At 68.9% G+C, this 18591-nt stretch carries 18 protein-coding genes and 1 tRNA gene; 11 read left to right on the top strand and 8 right to left on the bottom strand.

Annotated features, from left to right (window positions below; genetic code table 11):
• Window positions 1–32: 32 nt before the first annotated feature.
• Complete coding sequence (locus tag MXA07_RS01430; RefSeq protein ID WP_247730271.1) at window positions 33–503, bottom strand: hypothetical protein; 471 nt, start codon at window positions 501–503, stop codon at window positions 33–35.
• A gap of 126 nt (window positions 504–629) precedes the next feature.
• Between MXA07_RS01430 and MXA07_RS01435 the strand changes: the two genes are divergently transcribed.
• The 6 genes from MXA07_RS01435 to MXA07_RS01460 all read left to right on the top strand — a co-directional run bounded on the left by MXA07_RS01435 (window position 630) and on the right by MXA07_RS01460 (window position 5388).
• Window positions 630–1394: a DUF7119 family protein gene (locus MXA07_RS01435; RefSeq protein ID WP_247730272.1), complete on the top strand. Its 765-nt coding sequence runs from the start codon at window positions 630–632 to the stop codon at window positions 1392–1394.
• Window positions 1385–1458 (top strand) — tRNA-Lys (locus MXA07_RS01440). The genes MXA07_RS01435 and MXA07_RS01440 overlap by 10 nt, the downstream gene beginning before the upstream one ends.
• Window positions 1459–1953: 495 nt before the next feature.
• Complete coding sequence (locus tag MXA07_RS01445; RefSeq protein ID WP_247730273.1) at window positions 1954–3030, top strand: aminopeptidase; 1077 nt, start codon at window positions 1954–1956, stop codon at window positions 3028–3030.
• Window positions 3031–3326: 296 nt separating this feature from the next.
• Window positions 3327–3692 (top strand): phosphoribosyl-AMP cyclohydrolase, encoded by a 366-nt coding sequence (hisI, locus tag MXA07_RS01450; protein WP_247730274.1) that lies wholly within the window; start codon window positions 3327–3329, stop codon window positions 3690–3692.
• Between the two features lies 1 nt (window position 3693).
• Window positions 3694–4905: a DUF7118 family protein gene (locus MXA07_RS01455; protein WP_247730275.1), complete on the top strand. Its 1212-nt coding sequence runs from the start codon at window positions 3694–3696 to the stop codon at window positions 4903–4905.
• 63 nt (window positions 4906–4968) lie between these two features.
• Window positions 4969–5388 (top strand): universal stress protein, encoded by a 420-nt coding sequence (locus tag MXA07_RS01460; protein ID WP_247730276.1) that lies wholly within the window; start codon window positions 4969–4971, stop codon window positions 5386–5388.
• A gap of 44 nt (window positions 5389–5432) precedes the next feature.
• On the opposite strand, the gene MXA07_RS01465 is transcribed toward MXA07_RS01460, so the two are convergent.
• The 4 genes from MXA07_RS01465 to MXA07_RS01485 form a co-directional block, all read right to left on the bottom strand.
• On the bottom strand, window positions 5433–5828 hold the full coding sequence (locus MXA07_RS01465) for a PIN domain-containing protein (protein WP_247730277.1): 396 nt from the start codon (window positions 5826–5828) through the stop codon (window positions 5433–5435).
• On the bottom strand, window positions 5825–6070 hold the full coding sequence (locus MXA07_RS01470; RefSeq protein ID WP_247730278.1) for an antitoxin VapB family protein: 246 nt from the start codon (window positions 6068–6070) through the stop codon (window positions 5825–5827). The genes MXA07_RS01465 and MXA07_RS01470 overlap by 4 nt, the downstream gene beginning before the upstream one ends.
• Before the next feature lie 870 nt (window positions 6071–6940).
• Window positions 6941–7444: a PIN domain-containing protein gene (locus MXA07_RS01480; protein ID WP_484496859.1), complete on the bottom strand. Its 504-nt coding sequence runs from the start codon at window positions 7442–7444 to the stop codon at window positions 6941–6943.
• Complete coding sequence (locus MXA07_RS01485; protein WP_247730281.1) at window positions 7444–7770, bottom strand: DUF7317 family protein; 327 nt, start codon at window positions 7768–7770, stop codon at window positions 7444–7446. The genes MXA07_RS01480 and MXA07_RS01485 overlap by 1 nt, the downstream gene beginning before the upstream one ends.
• A gap of 163 nt (window positions 7771–7933) precedes the next feature.
• Between MXA07_RS01485 and MXA07_RS01490 the strand changes: the two genes are divergently transcribed.
• Both MXA07_RS01490 and MXA07_RS01495 read left to right on the top strand, forming a co-directional pair.
• Window positions 7934–8890, top strand: a complete 957-nt coding sequence (locus MXA07_RS01490; protein ID WP_247730282.1) for an SDR family NAD(P)-dependent oxidoreductase — start codon at window positions 7934–7936, stop codon at window positions 8888–8890.
• Between the two features lie 100 nt (window positions 8891–8990).
• A complete protein-coding gene (locus MXA07_RS01495) occupies window positions 8991–9500 on the top strand; it encodes an HPP family protein (RefSeq protein WP_247730283.1) in 510 nt (169 codons plus the stop codon).
• A 42-nt stretch (window positions 9501–9542) separates the two neighbouring features.
• Here the strand turns inward: MXA07_RS01495 and MXA07_RS01500 are convergent, their stop codons facing one another.
• The 3 genes from MXA07_RS01500 to glmM form a co-directional block, all read right to left on the bottom strand.
• The gene (locus MXA07_RS01500) at window positions 9543–10568 is read right to left on the bottom strand and encodes a DUF7972 family membrane protein (protein ID WP_247730284.1); all 1026 of its coding nucleotides are present in this window, start codon (window positions 10566–10568) and stop codon (window positions 9543–9545) included.
• 258 nt (window positions 10569–10826) lie between these two features.
• On the bottom strand, window positions 10827–13358 hold the full coding sequence (locus tag MXA07_RS01505) for a carbohydrate-binding protein (protein WP_247730285.1): 2532 nt from the start codon (window positions 13356–13358) through the stop codon (window positions 10827–10829).
• 507 nt (window positions 13359–13865) lie between these two features.
• Window positions 13866–15227, bottom strand: coding sequence for a phosphoglucosamine mutase (gene glmM, locus MXA07_RS01510; protein ID WP_247730286.1), 1362 nt, complete (start codon window positions 15225–15227; stop codon window positions 13866–13868).
• A 114-nt stretch (window positions 15228–15341) separates the two neighbouring features.
• Between glmM and MXA07_RS01515 the strand changes: the two genes are divergently transcribed.
• The 3 genes from MXA07_RS01515 (at window position 15342) to MXA07_RS01525 (ending at window position 18136) form a co-directional block, all read left to right on the top strand.
• On the top strand, window positions 15342–16544 hold the full coding sequence (locus MXA07_RS01515; protein ID WP_247730287.1) for an HVO_0234 family beta-propeller protein: 1203 nt from the start codon (window positions 15342–15344) through the stop codon (window positions 16542–16544).
• Window positions 16545–16634: 90 nt separating this feature from the next.
• Window positions 16635–17177 carry a hypothetical protein gene (locus tag MXA07_RS01520; protein WP_247730288.1) on the top strand — a complete coding sequence of 181 codons (543 nt, stop codon included), beginning with the start codon at window positions 16635–16637 and terminating at the stop codon, window positions 17175–17177.
• 101 nt (window positions 17178–17278) lie between these two features.
• Complete coding sequence (locus MXA07_RS01525; RefSeq protein ID WP_247730289.1) at window positions 17279–18136, top strand: ribose-phosphate diphosphokinase; 858 nt, start codon at window positions 17279–17281, stop codon at window positions 18134–18136.
• Window positions 18137–18591 lie beyond the last annotated feature (455 nt).

The raw sequence follows: 18591 nt of genomic DNA on the forward strand, positions 1-18591 counted from the left end.
CGTCTAGGCCGTCCGATACCGGAGCGATTCCGTCACTCCGACTGGAACCGGGATTGAGGGATGATCCCGGAGACGGCCTCGAGTTCGAGGGACGCGATGAGACCCGTCGGGTCGCCGGCGACGAGCGCGAGACCGAGCTTCGTCGACGTGTCCGTGACGGAGAGGTTCGTCTCCGTCTCGAGTCTCGACTGGAGGTCGTCGAGGGCCGTCGAGACGAGTTCGTCCTGCGCGGATTGCAGTTCCGACTGCGCTTCCTGCTGGGTCATGTTGCCAGACTGGACCTCCTGCTGGATCTCCTGTCGGGTCGATTGTAATTCGGCCTGATCGAAGTAGGGGACGACCGCGACCGTGACCGACCCGTCGACAGTCGGTTCCCCATCGGTGTCGTCAGTTTCGTTGCCGTCGGCGCCGTCGTCCTGCTGGAACTGGCAGCCGGCGATCGTCAGGGCGGTTCCCGTCGCGCCGACCTGGACCAGGCGGCGTCGGGAGAGGGCGTCGTCCATAGCCTCGATTAGCTACCGACACGGAAACGGGTTTTGTTTCGCTCCGTCCGGCCGCGTGTCAAATCAGCGCTGGAGAAATTTGGCGCCGATCGGGGGTTTTACCCTCCGTGAGCGCTCACGTAATCTATGGACGAATCGGGCGAGGATATCGATGGGGACGGTACGGAGCTCAACCGGGGCGAGGCTGCGACACCGGATCCCGAATCGATTCCGACGGGGCGAGAATCGCCCGTCGGCGCGCCGGTGATCCGCGGCGACGAGACGATCACCGGCGATCACGCGGACGAGGCCGTCGGCTTCGACCCCGACGACCCGGCGAGCGTCGCCGAGGCGGCCGAGACCGTGCGGGCGTTCGCCACGGGTGGTCTCGACGCCAACCAGATCGAGATGCTGCGCGGCGCGGCCGCGTGCGCGGCGCTGGTTCGCGGCGTCGGCTCCTACACCGACGCGGTCGAGCGCGCCGGCGGCGAGGTGACCGTCTCCTTCGTCCGAAAGTGGGGACGGGTGCACGACCTCCCGCGATCGGTCCGCCTGGCCGTCGCTCGCGGCGAGTTAGTCCCCAGCGCCGCCAAGCACATCGCCCGGCTGGGCGGGCGCGATCGACACGTCCTCGCCTGGGCGGCCATCGACGCCGATCTCTCGGTCAGGGAGATTCGGTCGGTCGCCAGTCGCGTCCTCGACGGCGACTCGCTCGACGCCGCGCTGGCCGACGTCGGCGCGACGGTCGGTCGGTTCGAGGTGAATCTGCCGCCGGACGCGTACATCGACCTTCGCCGCAGGGCCTCACTCGCCGGCGTCGACCCCGGCGCCGTCGTCGCGGAGGCACTCACCGACGCCGAGACAGAAACGTTTAACCGCAACTCACCGGAACTATCACGGAAGGGCCGGTAGCTCAGTCCGGCAGAGCGTCTGGCTTTTAACCAGACGGTCGCGTGTTCAAATCGCGCCCGGCCCGCTTTTGTGACGAACGGACGTGAGGAGCAAAGCGGCAACCAGCGATTTGAAGGAGACCAGAAAGGCGCAGCGAAGCGAGCATTTCTGGGCGTGGTTCAAATCGCGCCCGGCCCGCTTTTGTGACGAACGGACGTGGGGAGCAAGCGGTCACCAGCGATTTGAGCCCTGCCAGTCGCAGCCCGCGCAGGGCCAGCGGCCCGAGCAGGACCGTCTGGCTTCGGTTCAAATCGCGCCCGGCCCGCTTCTGCGGGGGTCCGAAAGAGAGCGATCGATATCGGTTTTCCTGGTGACGGTACCGGTGCGTTCGACCCACGACGGCGACGGACCACCGGGGTTGAAAGGCGCCGTTCCCGATCGGCACCGATCCGTCGGGTCGGCCTACCCGTGCGGATACGGAACGGATTTGCAAAATGTCTCCCGGACTCTAGTACGATAGTCAATGAAAAAGGACGTATAATCTCAAAAAGTAAAAGTGGGCGGTGGCCGGAGTGGTGGCATGGACGAGCGCGTACGCGAGCACGCACGGATCATCGTCGATCACTCGACCGACGTCTCGGCGGGCGACGAAGTCATCCTCAGCGGGCATCCGCGGGCGTCGGACCTCGTCACCGAAGTGGCGAGGCTGTGCGGCGAACGGGGTGCGAATCTCGCGATCCGGATGAACGGCGATCGGGCCAGAAGCGCGTATCAACGGGCGATCGACGCCGAGAACGTCTCGGAGTCGGCCGTCTCGCTGGCGTCGATCGAGGCGGCCGACGTGGTGATTCGGGTTCGGGCCGACGAGAACACGTTCGAGTCGAGCGACGTCGATCCGGCGATCAACGCGGCGTTCGCGCGGGCGAACGAAGCGGTTCAGGACGCGATGCTCGAGACGCGGTGGGTGGGCACGCAGTACCCCGCGCCGGGGAACGCCCAGGCCGCCGAGATGAGCACGGCGGCCTACGAGGACTTCGTCTGGGGTGCGGTTAACAAGGACTGGGACGACGTCCGCGAGTACCAGTCCCAGCTGGTCGAGATCCTCGACCCGGCCGACCAGGTCCACGTCGTCTCCGGCGACGAGACGGACGTCACGATGTCGATCGCGGGCAACCCGACGCAGAACGATTTCGGGGAGAAGAACCTGCCCGGCGGCGAGGTGTTCACGGCGCCGATCGCCGACAGCGTCGAGGGGACGGTCCACTTCGACAAGCCGCTGATGGCCCAGGGCCGCGAGATTCGCGACGTCTCGCTCCGATTCGAGGACGGCGAGGTCGTCGAGTACTCCGCGGGGAAGAACGAGGCGGTGCTCGACTCCGTGCTGGACACGGACCCCGGCGCGAAGCGCCTGGGCGAACTCGGCATCGGGATGAACCGCGATATCGACCAGTTCACCTACAACATGCTCTTCGACGAGAAGATGGGCGACACCGTCCACATGGCGCTCGGACGGGCCTACGACGACACCGTCGGCGACGAGAACGAGGGCAACGACAGCGTCGTCCACATGGACATGATCGTCGACATGAGCGAGGACTCGTTCATCGAGGTCGACGGCGAGCGGATCCAGGAGGACGGGACGTTCGTCTTCGAGTAGCGAGATTCGGAGCGCCGGAGGCGCGAGAATCTCGGACGCGCGAACGGCGCAGCCGTGAGTAGCGCGGTTTGAGGCCGTCAGGCCGAAAACCGCGAAATAGCGAGCGGGAGGAACGACCCGCGAGCAGCGAAATTCGGAGCGAGAGCGCGGCGGGAACGAAGTGACCGCCTCGGATAGGCGAACGGATGGTCGAACGCCGTCTGTGCCGAATCCGGTCCGGTGGCAGGCGGGAGTGGGCCGCCGCGACACTGGCCCAGGGGGAAAGACCTATCGGCGACCCAACCCACCTGTCTGGTATGACCGACCTCGAGGTCGATTTCGGCGACGACGGCCTGGTCCCCGCCGTCGCCCAGGACGCGGATTCCGGCGACGTGTTGATGCTGGCGTACGTCACGCCGGCGGCGCTCGACCGGACGCGGGAGACCGGACTGGCACACTACTACTCGCGTAGCCGGGAGGAACTCTGGCAGAAAGGGGAATCGAGCGGGCACGTCCAGCGCGTCCGGGAGGTTCGCGTGGATTGCGACGCCGACACCCTGCTCTATCTGGTCGAGCAGGAGGGCGGCGCCTGCCACACCGGCCACCGGTCGTGTTTCTACCGGACGGTCGACGGCGAGCACGTCGGCGAGCGAGTCTTCGACCCGGAGACGGTCTACGAGTGATATGACGGACAGTACCCGGGCGGGAACCCGTCACGGTGGCGGCGCGTCGGAGGCGGGGATCGGCTCCGACGGGGACGACGCGGCCCTCGCGGAACTCGAGGCCGCGATCGATCGCGTCGAGTCGGTCGAGTCGCGGATCGAGGCCCTCGGCGAAGACGAGGTCGAGCGGGGCGCCGACGCCTATCGACGGGCGCGGGACCTCCTCGAGCGCAACGACGAGCGCGCGGTCGGCACCGGTCGCGAGGCGTTCGCCGCCTACGTCCAGTTCGAGGCCCAATTCGACGACCTCGTCGAGGACCTAGATTCGGACCTCGCGGAGTACGAGGCGTTCGAGGCGGCCTACGAGGCCATCGACAAGCGCCGCCTCTACGACGAGGACTTCGAGCGGGCGAAGGCGGCGCTCGAACCGGCCGAGCGCTACGTCGACCTGCTCGACGAGCGCGAGGCCGCGGCGGCCGATCTGTACGAGGCGCGCACGGCGGCCAATCGGCGCCTCGGCGAGATCGCGGACGAACTCGACCGGCTCGATCGACTCGAGGAACTCGCCGCCGTCGACCTCGACGCGCCCGTCGACCGGATCCGCGAGCCGATCGAGGCGTACAACGACGCCGTGGAGGCGGCGTTTTCGGCGTTCCTCTCCTCGGTTTCGGCCCGCGAGGTCTTCGCCCTGCTCGAACGCAGTCGCCTCTATCCCCTCGTCGATTTCGACCGGCCGCCGGCCGACCTCCGCGCGTTCGTCGAGACGAACTCGGCGGGTGAATCGACCATCCCGGAGCTCCTCGAGTACGCCGAGTACTCGCGCTCGAAGCTCGCCCACCACGTCGACGATCCGGACGAGCTCAAGCGCCAGGTCGCCACTCAGCAGACCTACCTGCGTCGCCTCGACGCCGGGCCGCTGACGATCCCGTGGCCGCCGGCGCCGGCCGCCGAGCTTCGATACCAGGTCCGGGAACGCCGCCCGCTGGTCGGGCGGATCGACGACGCGGCCGTCGCGCCCGACGTCGACCTGCGCGAGTCGCTCCGGGGGCTGGCGCAACTGACGTACGACGACGCGTACGACCGCCTTCAGACGGCCGCGACCGCCCGCGAGGAGGTGAGCGATCGCGAACGCGAGCGGATCGAAGACGGTCGCGTCGAGGACGAGATCGACGCGCTCGAACGCGAGCGCGAGCGCCTGGAAGATGCGCTGGAGCGGACCGACGACCTGACGTGAGTTCGCGCGTCCCTGGCGGTTCGAGCCCGAACGTTTGTACCTGCAGCCGCCCTGCGACAACCCATGACCCGGCAACTCCTCGTCCCGATGGACGACTCGGATCGCGCCCGAGCCGCCCTCGAACACGCGCTCGCGGTCCACCCGGATAGCGAGATCACCGTCCTGCACGTCGTCGACCCGCTCGGTGCGGCTTACGGCGGTGACGAGTCGCCGGCGGTTATCGACGGCGAACCCGACTTCTTCGCGGACGTGCGCGACCTCGCGGCCGAACACGACGGCGCGGTCGAGACGGTCGTCCGCGAGGGAACGGCCGCCGAAACGATCCTCGAGTACGTCTCGGAGGCGAGCGTCGACGCCGTTGTGATGGGAAGCGAGGGACGATCGGGCGTCTCGCGGGTGCTCCTCGGGAGCGTCGCCGAAGCCGTGACGCGACAGTCGTCGGTGCCCGTGACGATCGTGCCCGGCGGCGATCGAACGGAGTGAGCATCGGGGAGCGGGATTCGTGTTCGCGAGGGTAGCCGGCGGCGTCAGTACGATTCGACGGCGAGCCCGTCGACCCGCTCGAAGTCCCCGTCGTTCGTGACGACAGCTTCCTCGTGGACGAGCCCGGTCGCCGCCACGATCGCGTCCCCCGGTCCGAGGTCGGGTTTCGAGTCGCTCGCCAGGTGGTCACCCTCGAGCCTCCCGGCCCGGCGGGCGATGCGCTCGTCGATCGAAACGACTGGCTTGTTGGTCACGAGCGCGTCGTACGCGCGGGCGTTCTCCGCCGGCGTGACCCCTGCTCCAACCCCGACGTAGAGTTCTTCGATGACGGTGGTCGGAACGCGCGTCGGAACACCGGCCGCTTCGAGTTCTGCGCCGAGTTCGAGCGCGGCCTCGTCGTCGGCCCGGAGCGAGATGAGAAAGTCGGTATCGAGAATCATTCGTCGTCCGCGTCCATCCGCTCGAGAAGTTCGCGGTGATCTGCGACGCCGGTCTCGTCGGAACGCTCGAGCAGGGCCCGGTGGTCCGCCGCCTCCTCGTCGGTGTAGCCACCCGCGAAGTCGAGCAGCGAATACTCCGTCGTTAGTCGATCGATCGCCGCCGAAAACGTCTCGTCTTCCCGCTTTTTCGCTTTGATGCGCTCGTAGACGTCCTCCTCGAGCCGAACGGACTTCGTGGCCATGTGTATACGTCGTATACGCGAGTCAGTCAATCTTTCGCTGATCGGTCCGTCGTAGCTGAAACTCGAGGGAACGGGCCGAACAGGCGCAGGTTCGATGTCCAAGGTATGAGGGGTGAACGAGTGCGGTTCTGTTTGCACAATCCCGTATTTGATATCCAAACTGAGGCCCGTCTTGGGCAGCATTTGGATGTCTATTTTTGGTGTTAGTTTTTCGTCTCACCAGTATATATAATACGGTACGAGTCAATATCCCGACTGGAAGCCACGGACCCAGAGAGGGGCAGAAATGCCCCGGGTGGTAGGGCACCCGAGACGTGGCTTCCGAAAACCAAGGGCGGTTTTCAGTAGCCATGTTACGCAACACCCCACTGAGACAAAAAGGTCTCGCACGCCTGCGGCACCGGGAGCCGAATCGCTATCCAACGTCGACTTTTGGTTTCGAGGATGGAGGACCGAAGGCCACCGACTGGTCCGCGTCGTCAGACCGGAGGAACCTCGGATGAAATCCGTCGAGCAATCGCACGGCGAAGTGATCGAGTCGCAGGCCGACCGGGAGTGTTATCGGTGCGATCGGAACGAAGAACCATCGCACCTGTTCGAGATCACTGTCGAGCCATCGGCCGCGATCTCTGGGCGGTATCGGGAGTCGGTTCGATACTGTTGTGTCGACTGCGCCGCCGGAATGAATCTCTCGGAGTTTTCGGAGGGGTGGAAAGGACGCGGCGAGCAGCGGTAGTACAATCCCCGCTTCGAACCAGGAGCGTCGAAAAGTCGATTTGCGAATCGGCGACCGCTGCTTCCACGAAGCCGATCCCTCTTGTCGGTCAGACCATACAACTCGTAACTCTTGAAGGTACTGCTGGCCGACATTCACACTTCGAGAAAGACGCCGAACTCACGCGCGGGCGACCGAAAACCGGCCTCGTCGATCCATCGTTTGCGGAACGTGTCTGCCTCGTCCGCAGAAATTTGTCCGTCTTCGACGATCCGCGCGAGGAGCCCGATCGATCCGGTAACTGTCACGCCGCGCTGTTTCGCGGTGGCACGCGCGTCGCCATCGTCGGTGACGAGCGTTCCGTCGACCGCTTCCACCACGGCCAGCGCCTGCACCTCACCGGGATCCAGCGTTTTCAGCAGCTCCGTCTCCGATCGTTCCGCAGCCGACGACGGTGTGGAGACTGGAATATCCGCCTCGAGTACCGTTACCGCTCGCTCGATGTACGGATGGGTTTCGACGCCGCGCTCCAGTTCGTCACGGACGGCATCCACGGTTGCGAGCCGGGGGAGGGTGAGGAGCAGTCCGACGCGGTCCACGTGTGCAAAGTTGGACAACACAGAGGTGTCGAGAACTGTCGCGCGGTGGGGCGGTTCCATCAGTCCAGATTGCGAGCGGCGTCGATCTCCTCTCGCGCCGCGGCCACGTCCTCGGGGCCGACGCGAAGCTCGACGCCCTCCTCTCGCAACACGTCGCGCATCTCGAACCGGTTCACGCCGGCGAGGCGGGCGGCGGTCCCTAAGGTGATCTCCCCGTCGCTGTACAGCGACACCGCGGCGGCGATCCGGGCCTCCTGATTCGCCTCGAAGTACTCGCGGAGGACGTGCCGAATCGCGTCGCTCTTGTTCTCGAAGATTCCCGCTCGGACGGCACCCTCCATGAGGTCGGTCAGGTCCTCGGGGATGGTAGCGGTGGTTCGGGACATCGTTACACTCCCTGGGTGGCGTTCATATAATATGAATTAGGGCACGGTGGCGCAGTAACGCACCTCTTCACACCGCCGTCCACACGGACGAAGCGGTAGTTCCAGCACCGGTGACCGGCGCCTGCAACAAGACATACCCACCGCCCGCCACAACGACGCGCCAATGACCGACGAGCCAGCATCCGGGGCCCCGCCGACGGTCCTGATCACGGGTGCGACGGCCGGGATCGGTGCGAACGCCGCGAAACGCCTCGCGGCTCGCGGCTGGGACGTCCTCGTCCACGGGAGAAATCGCGAGCGCGGCGAGGATCTCGTCGGGGACATCCGAGACGCGGGGAACGAGGCCGCCTTCATCCGCGCCGACTTCGCCGATCCCGCGGGCGTTCGCGCCCTGGCCGACGCGGTCCGCGACCGGGTCGACGAACTCGACGCGCTCGTCCTGAACGCGGCCCTCAGCCGGTCCGAGTGTGCCGAGGGCTGGGGCGGCGTCGAGCTGACCTTCGCCGTCAATCAGCTCGCGCCGTACCTCCTCGCTCACGAACTGCTGGATCGCGTCCGGGCCGCGCCCCACGGTCGGATCGTCGTCACCGCCTCGGCGATCCACGCCCGGGGTGACCTGCAGATCGCCGAACGGGCGAGCGACGGCGGCCCGTCGAACGGTGAGCGAGCCGACGGGCTGGCGGCCGATGGCGAGGCCGCCCCGCGGCTCGACACCGCGCAGTTGACCTGCACCGACGACTACGAGGCCTTCGACGCCTACGCCCGCTCCAAACTCGCGAACTGCTGTTTCGCGGTCGAACTCGCCGAGCGCGTCCCGGAGATACCGGTCAACGCGTTCCACCCGGGGTTCGTTCCCGGCAGCGGCCTCTACCGCGACGTGGGGTTTCCCCTCGGCACGATCGTCACCCTCGCGAACTGGCTGCCGTTCGTCGGGACGAGCGTGGCCGACGGCGCGACGCCCATCGTCACCCTCGTCGACGACGCCGGCGACGTCACGGGCGCGTACTTCGACGGGACCGAACGGGCCGAACCCGATTCGCGCGTTCGCGATCCGACGTACCGGCTCGCCCTCTGGAACACCTGCGCCGACCTCGTCGACGTCTCGCCGGAGTGGGTTTGAGTACCCGCGCCAACTCGCCCACGTCCCACGCCCGCCGATCGAGACGCCGACCCGGCCCAAACCGCCGGGTCTATGCCGGCGTAGCGGCCACGACAGGGCAATGGACGACCGGGTGGGGACGACGGTGCACACGAGCCTCCTGCTGTCGACGACGGCGGTGCTCGCGTGGCTCTCCGGACTTCCGATGCTCTTTCCGAGTCTCGGGCCGTCGGCGTTCGTCCTCGCGCTCTTCCAGCGGGGCGACGCGGCGAGTCCGCGGCGGGTGATCGGCGGGCACGTCATCGGGGTCGTCGCCGGATTGATCGCCTACACCCTCCTGTCGGGCGGCGTCGACATGACGAGCACGCCGGCGCCAGGATCGATCGCGGGGCTTCGCCTGGGCGCAAGCGCCGTCGTGGCGACGACGCTCACCGCGGGCGGGATGCTCGCGACGGACACCCGGCACCCGCCCGCCTGCGCGACCACGCTCATCGTCGCGCTCGGCCTGCTCTCGACGCCAGTCGAGGGGGCCGTCATCGTCGCGGCGGTGATCGTCCTCGTGCTCGCCCACCACCTCCTGCTCGCGACCGAGCGCCTCGGCGAGGTGTACGGCCCGTCGTGGCTCGGCTGAACGGCCCGGACTGCACGCGCGACCCGTCGCCTCTCCTCACCGTCACTCCTCACCTTCCTCGAAATCGACCCGCGGGACGAACGGCCCGAAGTCGGCGGTGCGACTCGCGATCGTCGCGATCCGGAACGTGTAGACCAGCAGCACGATGAAGGGCAGGAAGACGAGCGTCACCACGGCGCTGACGAGCAGCACGAGGCCGGTTCGGTCGTCGACGGTCGCGATGAGTTCCGGATAGCTCATCATGAACAGCCCGCCGCCGAACAGCGTCGGAAAGCCGACGTACAGCAGGAGTTTCGAGAGGTGGGCCAGCTCGTGTTGCATGTACATCGTCTTGAACGCCTGGCGGGCGACCGCGAGGTGGCCGAGGACGTCGATCAGCTCCTCGAGCGTCTCGACGGTCGTAGCGGGGAGGTCGTCCGCGTGGTGGGCCCCGATCGTCCGGGCCGCGTGACGGTGTGCGCCGTTGAAGTGGCCGAGGACGGCCGAGAGCGCGTCGAACGTGCCGAAGTCGGCCTCCTCGAGCGCCTCGATGACGATCGCGCTCTCCTCGGTGACCGACTCGACGAGGTTACCGAGCGGGTCGGCGGCCGGACCGGCGTCGCCCCCCTCAGCGACAGGCCGGAGCGCGTTCGCCCGGTCGTCGACGGCCTCGACCAGGTGCTGGAGGAAGTCGGCGGGCGCGGCCGGGCTCACGGGGTCGTCCGTCACGCCCTCGACCGTCCGCCGGAAGTCGGCCATGCCGTCGAACCGCTCGGCCAGGTCGCCGGGCCAGCCGAGTTCCTGCGAGAGGACGAGCTGGTTGATCGCGAGGACGATGGTGATGAACGGGAGCGTCCCGCCGACGATGGCGGCGACGAGGGTGGTCGCCGTATCGGGGTCGGCAACCGGAACGTACCCGGCGAGGCCGAGTCCGAGCGTCGTCGCGAACACCGCGACCGAGAGGATCCCCGCGAGGACGTAGCGATTCCCGTCGAGGAGAACCCACCGGCGCAGCGGTGACTCGCGAAGGCGCTCATGAACCAGATCGCTGCGAGTCGTCGCGTCGTCGATCGGCTGATCGGCCGACACACGAACCGCCTCAACGCGTCGGCGAATAAGCCCACGTTCCGCTCGCACGCGCTGTGACGCCGGCGCGTGGCGACTCGGTACCGAACGAGCGGATCCGAACCGTCCGATCGCTCGCACGCCCATCCGTCGCCGCGATCGGCGACTCGTAGACGTCCCCGACGAGTGGGTCGGCGCTCGGCGTAGTCCGCGGCGGCTTCGAGTACGGCGGTCACCGACGGTTCGAGCGCCTCCCAGCCATCGCGGTCGTGGGCCACCCGGTCACCGGGCTCGTACGAGGGGGACGTGTCCCACGGCAGGGTACTCGCCCTCGGACCAGTCGTCGCCGCCCGCTGACTCGTCCTCGATGCGCTCCCAGGGGCTCTCCCGGGACGCGCCGGGCTCGTCGCCGCGGGTCCACGAGCTGGCCTCCCAGGCGTCGCCGTCGTGGACGACCCGGTCGCCGGTAAAGTACATCACCCTCTCGTCCCAGGCGGGGTAGTCGAGCTCCCCGCCGTCGTCCTCGGTGACCGTGAGCATCGCGGAGGAGTCGTCTGCCGGGACCGACGCGCTGGCGTTGTCCGCGGGGACGCCGTCCTCGATGTCACCGGTCGGCGGCAGCCAGACGGCGGTCGCCTCGATCTCGTGGTCGCCGGGCTCTTCGGGGATCACGGTCAACTCGGCGAAGATAGTCTCGCGTGCGTCGACGCTCGTCCCGCGCCACCACAGCTCCTCCTCGTGGAAGGTGCCGTCGGCGTCGACGTCGACGACCTGGAGGTTCTCGGGCATCTCGACGACCATCGCGGGGCTGCCCACGTCGGTCTCGCCGCGGAGCTCCAGGATAACGGTCGTCTCTTCGCCGACCACGGCCTCGCCAGCACCAGCCGCCGCGCTGAGGCGCTCCTGTGGCGGGGCGTTCGGACCGGTCCGGAGCACGGACGCGCTCGCGTCGACCGGGTTACCGTCGACGGCGGCGGTCGCTCCCACCGGAATGTCGCCCCGGTCCCTGTTCCAGACGGTGACCTCGGTGCTGGCCGTCTCGCCGGCCGTCAACTGGGTGAGCTCCCACTCGCGGGCGTCCTCGTCGAACGTGCCGTCGCCGCCGACGTCGAGGATCTGGAGGTCCTCGGTGAGCTCGGCGGTCACCGTCGCGTCGGCGACGTCCTCGGTCGCACTCACCTCGAAGGTGATCGCTCCCTCCCCGCGCTCGTAGTGCTCGGGGACGGAGACGTCGACGGAGAGCGCCTCGTCCGGGACCGTCCCCTCCTCGCGGACGTTGACCGTCGCGTTCGCGCTCTCGACCGGGTCGCCCCGGACCAGCGCGTCGGTGCCGACCTCGTACTCGCCGGGCTCGTCCGCCACCACGGTGAGTTCGGCAGCGAGCGTCTCGCCCTGGTCGATCGTCACGTAGCGCCATCGGTCGAGATCGCCGTCGTACTGGGCTTTGGCGGAGACATCGACGACCTCGAGCCCGTCGGCTACCGCCACGTCGGCCTCGGGGCCGACGACGTCGGCGAGGCTCGACAGCGCGACGGTCACCGTCGCCTCCTCGCCGACCTCGACGGTGTCGCCGGTCGCGTCGATCGACAGCGCGTCTTCGGGCGCGGGGGTGGACGAGTTGGGTTCGAAGGACACCGTCCCGCTCGTCTCGTCCACCACCTCGCCATCCGCGATCGCGTCGGCGCTGAACTCGTACTCGCCCGCCCGGTCGGCGGTCACGTAGAGCCGGCCGTCGCGGTACTCGCCCAGGTCGACTTCGTGGAACGCCCAGCGCACCTCATCCTCGTGGAAGGTGCCATCGTAGCTCCGCTCGTCGAGCAGCTTCAGATCCTCGTCTAGCTCCACGTCGACCTCGGGCTCGGCGACTCGCTCGCCGCCCCGGACCTCGAACTCGATCCACGCCTGCTCGCCCGCCTCGACGTCCTCGTAGGAGGGCCCCTGGGACGTCTCGAGGGCCAGTGCCGTGTCGGGGCGCTCGGGACGGACGTGCAGGATCGAGTGGTTGTACTCCGCCAGCTCCCCGTCGACGACCGCGGACGCCGTGGAGTATCTCGCGATGTCCCGCTCGATCGGCTCGTCGGCCCGGACCGTCATCTCGACCTCGCGCGTGTCGTTGGTCTCGAATCCGGAGAACGCCCAGCGGTACTCCGCGCTGTTGGTCCGGCCCTCGTCGGCCCCGAAGAGCTCGCCCTCGCCGGGCCCGTCGGCCGAGACGAACTCGGTGTCGTCGGGCACATTGAGCCAGAGCTCGGGGTCGTCGACGCCCGCCATCCCGGAGACGTTCGCCTCGATCGTCGCCTCCTCGCCGGCATACACCTCGCCAGCACCGGCACCCACCGCCAGGTCGTAGACGGCGAGGTCGGCGCTCGCGACGTCGCGGACCTCGCCTTCGACGAGCGCCTCCGCGGCGAACTCGTACTCGCCGGCGTCCTCGGAGTAGGACTTGATCGAGACCGCCGCCGACTCACCCGCCTCGACGTTCGGCAGGTGTACCCGACCCGCCTCCTCGTCGTACTCCACCTGGCCCCGCGCGTTGCCGATGCCGTTGACCGACCAGATCTCGGCGCCGTCGGGGACGTCGAGCTCGAGGACGGGATCGTCGGCTGCCGTCTCGGCCGTCAGTTCGAACTGAAGCCTCGCGAGGTCATAGGATCCCTCGTCCGTGATGTCGCCGGATCCCGATAGCGAGACCTCGGGATCGCGGTCCTCCCGGACGTCCGCGGCGCCGACGGTCAGCGCACCGACTGCGACCGTACCGAGGACCAGGGCGATCGCGAGCCCGATGCCGGCCGCGAGCGTGTGTGCGCGTTTCATGGTTGTTGGGAGTCGGCCGATACCTCGCGGCCGGTGGGCGCGCGTTCAGGAGCCGATTCCTCGACGCTCGCAGAGGGCTCGACGTTCCGCGGACGAACGGGTTCGTCCCACGGCGAGCCGGTCGTTCGACGATTCGACGATGCGGTCGATCGGCGGCAGCCGGGACCGCCGGGCCTCGTCTGCTGAAGTCTGGGTTCCATACGCGGGAGAAGAAGAGAAATCAATTGAAGAGTATTTTTCAATATTTGTAGAAATTATCTCCAAATTCCGTCTAGAATTCCCTCGAACGGGCGACCCCCGGGTCGTCGACTCGCGGAACCGGACCGGTGACCGACGCTGATCGATCCGTGTTTCTGGCGGACAGCAACCGGGTACGCGATGCCGACGTCGACCGGCGTGCGATGCGTCTCGTTCGCGCGTCGGGATGCGGGCTGCGGCGGTGTCGCCCGCGGCTACCCGCGATTCGTTCGCGATCCGGAGGCGGTGAGCGAGACGAACCGCCTCGCCTTACCCGTCGACGGCGGCGACCAACACGTCGTAGAGCTCGTCGGCGAGCGACGCCGCGCGGTCGGCGTCGCGCGCCTCGGCGTAGATGCGGACCAGCGGTTCGGTGCCCGAGGGGCGAGCGAGGACCCAGGCGTCGCCGTAGTCGAGGCGGTAGCCGTCGCGGGTGTTGAGTTCGGCGTCGGCGGTGCGGGCGTGGTTGGCCGCGGCGTCGAGCATGGCGTCGCGTTCGGCTGACGAGTCGTACTCGACGTTCCGACGGACGTTGGCGTAGCCGTCGTAGGGCGCGACGAGGTCGCTCGGCGGCGTCTCGACGACGAGTTCGAGAAAGCGCGCGGCGATGTAGGCGCCGTCGCGGGCCAGGCGGTAGTCGGGAAAGAAGATCCCCCCGTTGCCCTCGCCCGCGATCGGGACGTGTCGGCCGGCCCGCTGCAGGTCGCGGATGCGCGTGATGATGTTGGTCGAGCCGATCGGCGTGAGTTCGACGTCGGCGCCGACCTCGGTCGCGACGTCGACCAGGCGCTGGGAGACGTTGACCGCCGAGACGAGCGCGTCGCCCGCCTCGAGTTCCGCCGCGGCGAGGGCGGCGAAGGTGGCGTCGCCTTCGAGGTACGTTCCGGATTCGTCGAAGAAGATGGCGCGATCGGCGTCGCCGTCGTGGGCGATACCGACGTCGGCGTCGGCCGCCCGCACCAGCCGGCCCAGATCCCCGAGGTTCTCCGCGACCGGTTCCGGATCGCGACCCGGGAAGCGGCCGTCGGGCTGGGCGTTGACGGTGACGACGCGACAGCCCAGCGACCGGAAGAGTTCCGGGTTGGTCAGCGAGCCGGCGCCGTGGCCGGGGTCGAGGGCGACGGTGAGGTCGGCGTCGGCGATCCGCTCGCGATCGACGGCCGAGCGCACCGCCTCGACGTAGCGTCGGCGGGCGCCGTCGACCTCGCGGACGCGACCGATCTCGTCCCAGGGCGCGTCGACGAACGCCTCCGCGAGTAGCGTCTCCTCGATGCGCTCCAGGTCGGTCACCGCGAGTTCGACGCCGTCGGCGCCGATCAGCTTCACGCCGTTGTACTCCGGCGGGTTGTGCGAGGCGGTGACGACGATGGCCGGGACGCCCTCGCGCTCGGCGTAGGCCTGGGCGCCCGGCGTCGGGACGATCCCCAGCCGATCTACGTCCGTCCCGACGCTCGCCAGTCCGCTCGTCGCCGCGTCGACGAGCATCCGGCCGGTCTTCCGGGTGTCGCGCGCGATGGCGACGCGGGGGACGTCCCAGGCCGTGCCGGCGGCTTTCGCCACCCGTAGGACGAACGCCGGCGTCAGCTCCTCGTTCGCCACGCCGCGAGCCCCGCTCGACCCGAATACGTCCATTACCGGATACTCCGACCGCCCACCCCAAAGAAATTCCGACACGGTTCCCCGCCGCTCGCGGCCGGTCGACCTCGATTGGGAACACTTTCCTCCCGGCTGGCCGACGCTTCCCCCATGCAGACGCTCTCCGAGAAGCGCGTCTACGACGACCGCGTCGGCGCGCGGACGGGTTACGTCGCGTGCGAAACCGGCCTCGTCGCGGTTCGCGTCACCGGGACGAGCGTCGGCGAGTTCTCGCTCGTCGATCGCCGCCCGGCCCGCGACGTTGCACTCACACGGACCGGGCCGACGGTTGACGGGGCGAGGGCGGCCGGCGATCCGACCGCCGCGACGACGGTGGACGGGGGGTCGGCCGACGCGAGGACGGCGGCCGATGCTTCGGAATCGGCCCCCGAGTCGGCGTCCGGATCCGCCCGATCGCTGCTCGTCGTCGCGACGGCCGACGACGTCGTGGTCGGGACTCCCGCTTCGGACCGAGCCGCCGCTCCGGACGGGGACGCCGGTGATTCGCCGACCGACCCGGCGCTGGCGGCGACCGGCTTCGGGCCCGCCGTCGCCGTCGGGATCGGACCGAACGGGATCGTCGCCGCCTCGCCGGCGGGTGAACTTCGGCGACTCGAATACGAGCGCCCTGGGTCGGTGACGAACGGTGACCGGGAGCCGGGCGACGATCCCGAAAGCTGGGAGTCGATCGACACGCCCGACGACTGGAAAACGGGTGACGCCCCGGAGTCGGCGACGATCGACGCGCACGATAACCCGGAGACGGCGGGCGATTCCGACGGCGAGCGGGTCACGGCCGTCGCCCCGCCCCTCGTCGGAACCGACCGCGGCGTCTACCGACTCGGCGGGGACTCGCTCCGCCCGGCCGGCCTCGAGGCGGTCCGGACGGTGGCGAGCGCCGACGCGCCGCTGGTTGGAACGACCGCGGGCCTCTACGCCCTCGGAAACGGCTGGCTGCGACGGTTCGACGGACCGGTCGATGCCGTCACTCGCGTCGAGTCCGCGTCGTCGGCCGCGACGGGGCGGAACGGGGCGCCGACGGTCGGTGCGTCGGCGGTCCTGGCCAGCGGGCGCGAACTGTACGCCGCGACCGAGGGGTCGACGACCGATAGCGAGTCGTGGACTCCCGTCGCGACCGCCGAGGCGCCCGTCGTCGACCTGACGAGCGTCGCGTCGGGCCACGTCTGGGCGCTCGCGGCCGACGGGTCGATACTCGTGCTCGATTGTCGCGATGCGGACGCCGACTCGATCGACGCCCGGAGCCACCCGCTCGGCATCGTCGACCCGCGGTCGGTCGACGCGCCGACCGCGTGATCGACGCGGGAATCGGGACCGACCGCCTCGTGATGCTTCTCCGATGAATGTCTGACAAAGTGTTATCCCACCCTAGACGAATTGCCGGGTATGACCCGACCGACACGAAGACGGCTGCTCGGCGTCGCCGGCGCCGCGAGCGTCGGCGCCGTCGCCGGCTGTCTCGGCGGCGACGAGCCGGACGAGGGGACGTCCGACGGGAGCGACGGCGAGGACGGCACCGACGGGAACACGACCGACGGCGAGGGTAGCGGAGATGGCGACGATAGCGGCGACGACGACGGGAGCGACGAGTCGCCCGAGCCGGCGGGGACCGTCCTCGGCGACATTTCGATTCACAACCTCCACGAGCAGGAACACGAACTCTCCGTCATGGTCGAGATCGGCGGCGAGACGCGGACGTGGCCGGAACCGATCCTCGAAGCGGGTCCCAGCACGACGACGCTCGAACGGGAGTGGCCGGACAGCGGCGAGCCGTTCATGGTCCGCGTCCGAATGGACGGCGGCCAGTTCCGCGACGTCCGACCGGACCAGTGGAACGACCCGGCCTGCGTCAACCTCGTCGTCGTGATCGACGCGTCCGGCTCGCTCAACGTCGCCGGCGACACGACCGGCGGCTACTGCGCCGAGTAGGCGTCGGAGTCCGGGTCGTCTCGGAGCCGGCCTCGACTCCAACCAACCGATCGCGTCCCACAACCGAAACCGGTTCGTACCCGCCGCCGCAGATGTCGGGTATGATCGTCAGTGGCTCTTCCTCGCAGTCCCTCGCCGCGAGCCTCGCCGCGGCGCTGTCCGAACCGCTCGCGGACGTCTCGGTGTCGCACTTTCCGGACGGCGAACTCCTCGCCGCGATCGAGGACGGGCTCGCGTCGGTCGAGCGCGCGGTGATCGTGGCCGCGACCGTCTCGAGCGACGACCACCTCGAACTCCTCCAGTTGCAGGACGCCGCGCGCGAAGCCGGCGTCGGTGAGGTCGTCACGGTCCTGCCGTACATGGGCTACGCCCGACAGGATCGGGCGTTCGAGGCCGGCCAGCCCGTGTCGGCGCGCGCCGTCGCCCGCGCCGTCTCGACGGGGACCGACCGGGTCCTGACGGTGAACCCCCACGAGCGGGCCGTCTGCGACTTCTTCGACCCGCCCGCGACGGCCGTGGACGCGGCGCCCGCCCTCGCGGAGCCGCTGCCGGCCGACCTCGACGACCCCGTCTTCCTCTCCCCCGACGCGGGCGCGGTCGACATCGCCGAGGCCGTCCGCGACGCCCACGGCGGCGGGACCGTCGACTACTTCGAGAAGACCCGTCGCTCGGGGACCGAGGTCGAGATCGCCCCGAGCGACGTCGCCGTGGCCGATCGCGACGTGGTCGTCGTCGACGACATCATCGCCACCGGCGGGACGATGAGCGAGGCCGTCGCCGTCCTCGAATCGCGCGGCGCCGCCCGCACGTTCGTCGGCTGCGTCCACCCGCTGCTCGCCGGCGCGGCCTACACCCGCCTCTCGCGCGCCGGCGTCGAAGCGATCTACGGCACGGATACGATCGAGGGGCCCGCGAGCGCCGTCTCCGTCGCGCCGATCCTGGCGGACGCGCTCGAGTGAGCGGGCGCGGCGGCGCACGGACCGCGACCGGACCGTGCGTTTATGGGGACGTCCATTGTGGACGGACACTGCACACTGATGGTATCTCGCTTGATCGATGGAATCCGGGACTACGTTTCGCCGCAAACGCCACCGCTCGACGGCGGCGGGTGCGCCGACGGGAACGCCACGTCGACTTCGCTCTTTACGTGTCACTCGTGCGGGGAGACGTACATCTCGGAGGAGATGGACGACTGTCCTCGCTGCAGCGAACCGGTCGAACGAACGCCCTCGTTCGATGACCTCGGGATTCGGACCGGTCGCGGACGGTGAGCGGTCCGGGACGACAGACCGCGTGGTGATTCCGCTCGCCGGACGGTATTCGATCGGAATCGGTAGAGTGCGAACACGGCCGGGTTCGCACCCGCCCATACCGGGGTGGTGATCGGTCGTAACCGAGGGCTACTTCGATTCTC

This window comes from Halovivax limisalsi (genome assembly GCF_023093535.1).
In the GTDB taxonomy this organism is placed as follows: Archaea; Halobacteriota; Halobacteria; order Halobacteriales; family Natrialbaceae; genus Halovivax; species Halovivax limisalsi.

What these genes read in the sequence shown, in the direction of transcription:
- MXA07_RS01515 (WP_247730287.1), top strand. Translation starts at nt 15,342, where the DNA reads ATGCAGACGCTCTCCGAGAAGCGCGTCTACGACGACCGCGTCGGCGCG.
- MXA07_RS01490 (WP_247730282.1), top strand. Translation starts at nt 7,934, where the DNA reads ATGACCGACGAGCCAGCATCCGGGGCCCCGCCGACGGTCCTGATCACG.
- MXA07_RS01445 (WP_247730273.1), top strand. Translation starts at nt 1,954, where the DNA reads ATGGACGAGCGCGTACGCGAGCACGCACGGATCATCGTCGATCACTCG.
- MXA07_RS01455 (WP_247730275.1), top strand. Translation starts at nt 3,694, where the DNA reads ATGACGGACAGTACCCGGGCGGGAACCCGTCACGGTGGCGGCGCGTCG.
- MXA07_RS01520 (WP_247730288.1), top strand. Translation starts at nt 16,635, where the DNA reads ATGACCCGACCGACACGAAGACGGCTGCTCGGCGTCGCCGGCGCCGCG.
- MXA07_RS01435 (WP_247730272.1), top strand. Translation starts at nt 630, where the DNA reads ATGGACGAATCGGGCGAGGATATCGATGGGGACGGTACGGAGCTCAAC.
- hisI (WP_247730274.1), top strand. Translation starts at nt 3,327, where the DNA reads ATGACCGACCTCGAGGTCGATTTCGGCGACGACGGCCTGGTCCCCGCC.
- MXA07_RS01525 (WP_247730289.1), top strand. Translation starts at nt 17,279, where the DNA reads ATGATCGTCAGTGGCTCTTCCTCGCAGTCCCTCGCCGCGAGCCTCGCC.
- MXA07_RS01465 (WP_247730277.1), bottom strand. Translation starts at nt 5,828, where the DNA reads ATGATTCTCGATACCGACTTTCTCATCTCGCTCCGGGCCGACGACGAG.
- MXA07_RS01480 (WP_484496859.1), bottom strand. Translation starts at nt 7,444, where the DNA reads ATGGAACCGCCCCACCGCGCGACAGTTCTCGACACCTCTGTGTTGTCC.
- MXA07_RS01485 (WP_247730281.1), bottom strand. Translation starts at nt 7,770, where the DNA reads ATGTCCCGAACCACCGCTACCATCCCCGAGGACCTGACCGACCTCATG.
- MXA07_RS01495 (WP_247730283.1), top strand. Translation starts at nt 8,991, where the DNA reads ATGGACGACCGGGTGGGGACGACGGTGCACACGAGCCTCCTGCTGTCG.
- MXA07_RS01430 (WP_247730271.1), bottom strand. Translation starts at nt 503, where the DNA reads ATGGACGACGCCCTCTCCCGACGCCGCCTGGTCCAGGTCGGCGCGACG.
- MXA07_RS01470 (WP_247730278.1), bottom strand. Translation starts at nt 6,070, where the DNA reads ATGGCCACGAAGTCCGTTCGGCTCGAGGAGGACGTCTACGAGCGCATC.
- MXA07_RS01460 (WP_247730276.1), top strand. Translation starts at nt 4,969, where the DNA reads ATGACCCGGCAACTCCTCGTCCCGATGGACGACTCGGATCGCGCCCGA.
- glmM (WP_247730286.1), bottom strand. Translation starts at nt 15,227, where the DNA reads ATGGACGTATTCGGGTCGAGCGGGGCTCGCGGCGTGGCGAACGAGGAG.
- MXA07_RS01505 (WP_247730285.1), bottom strand. Translation starts at nt 13,358, where the DNA reads ATGAAACGCGCACACACGCTCGCGGCCGGCATCGGGCTCGCGATCGCC.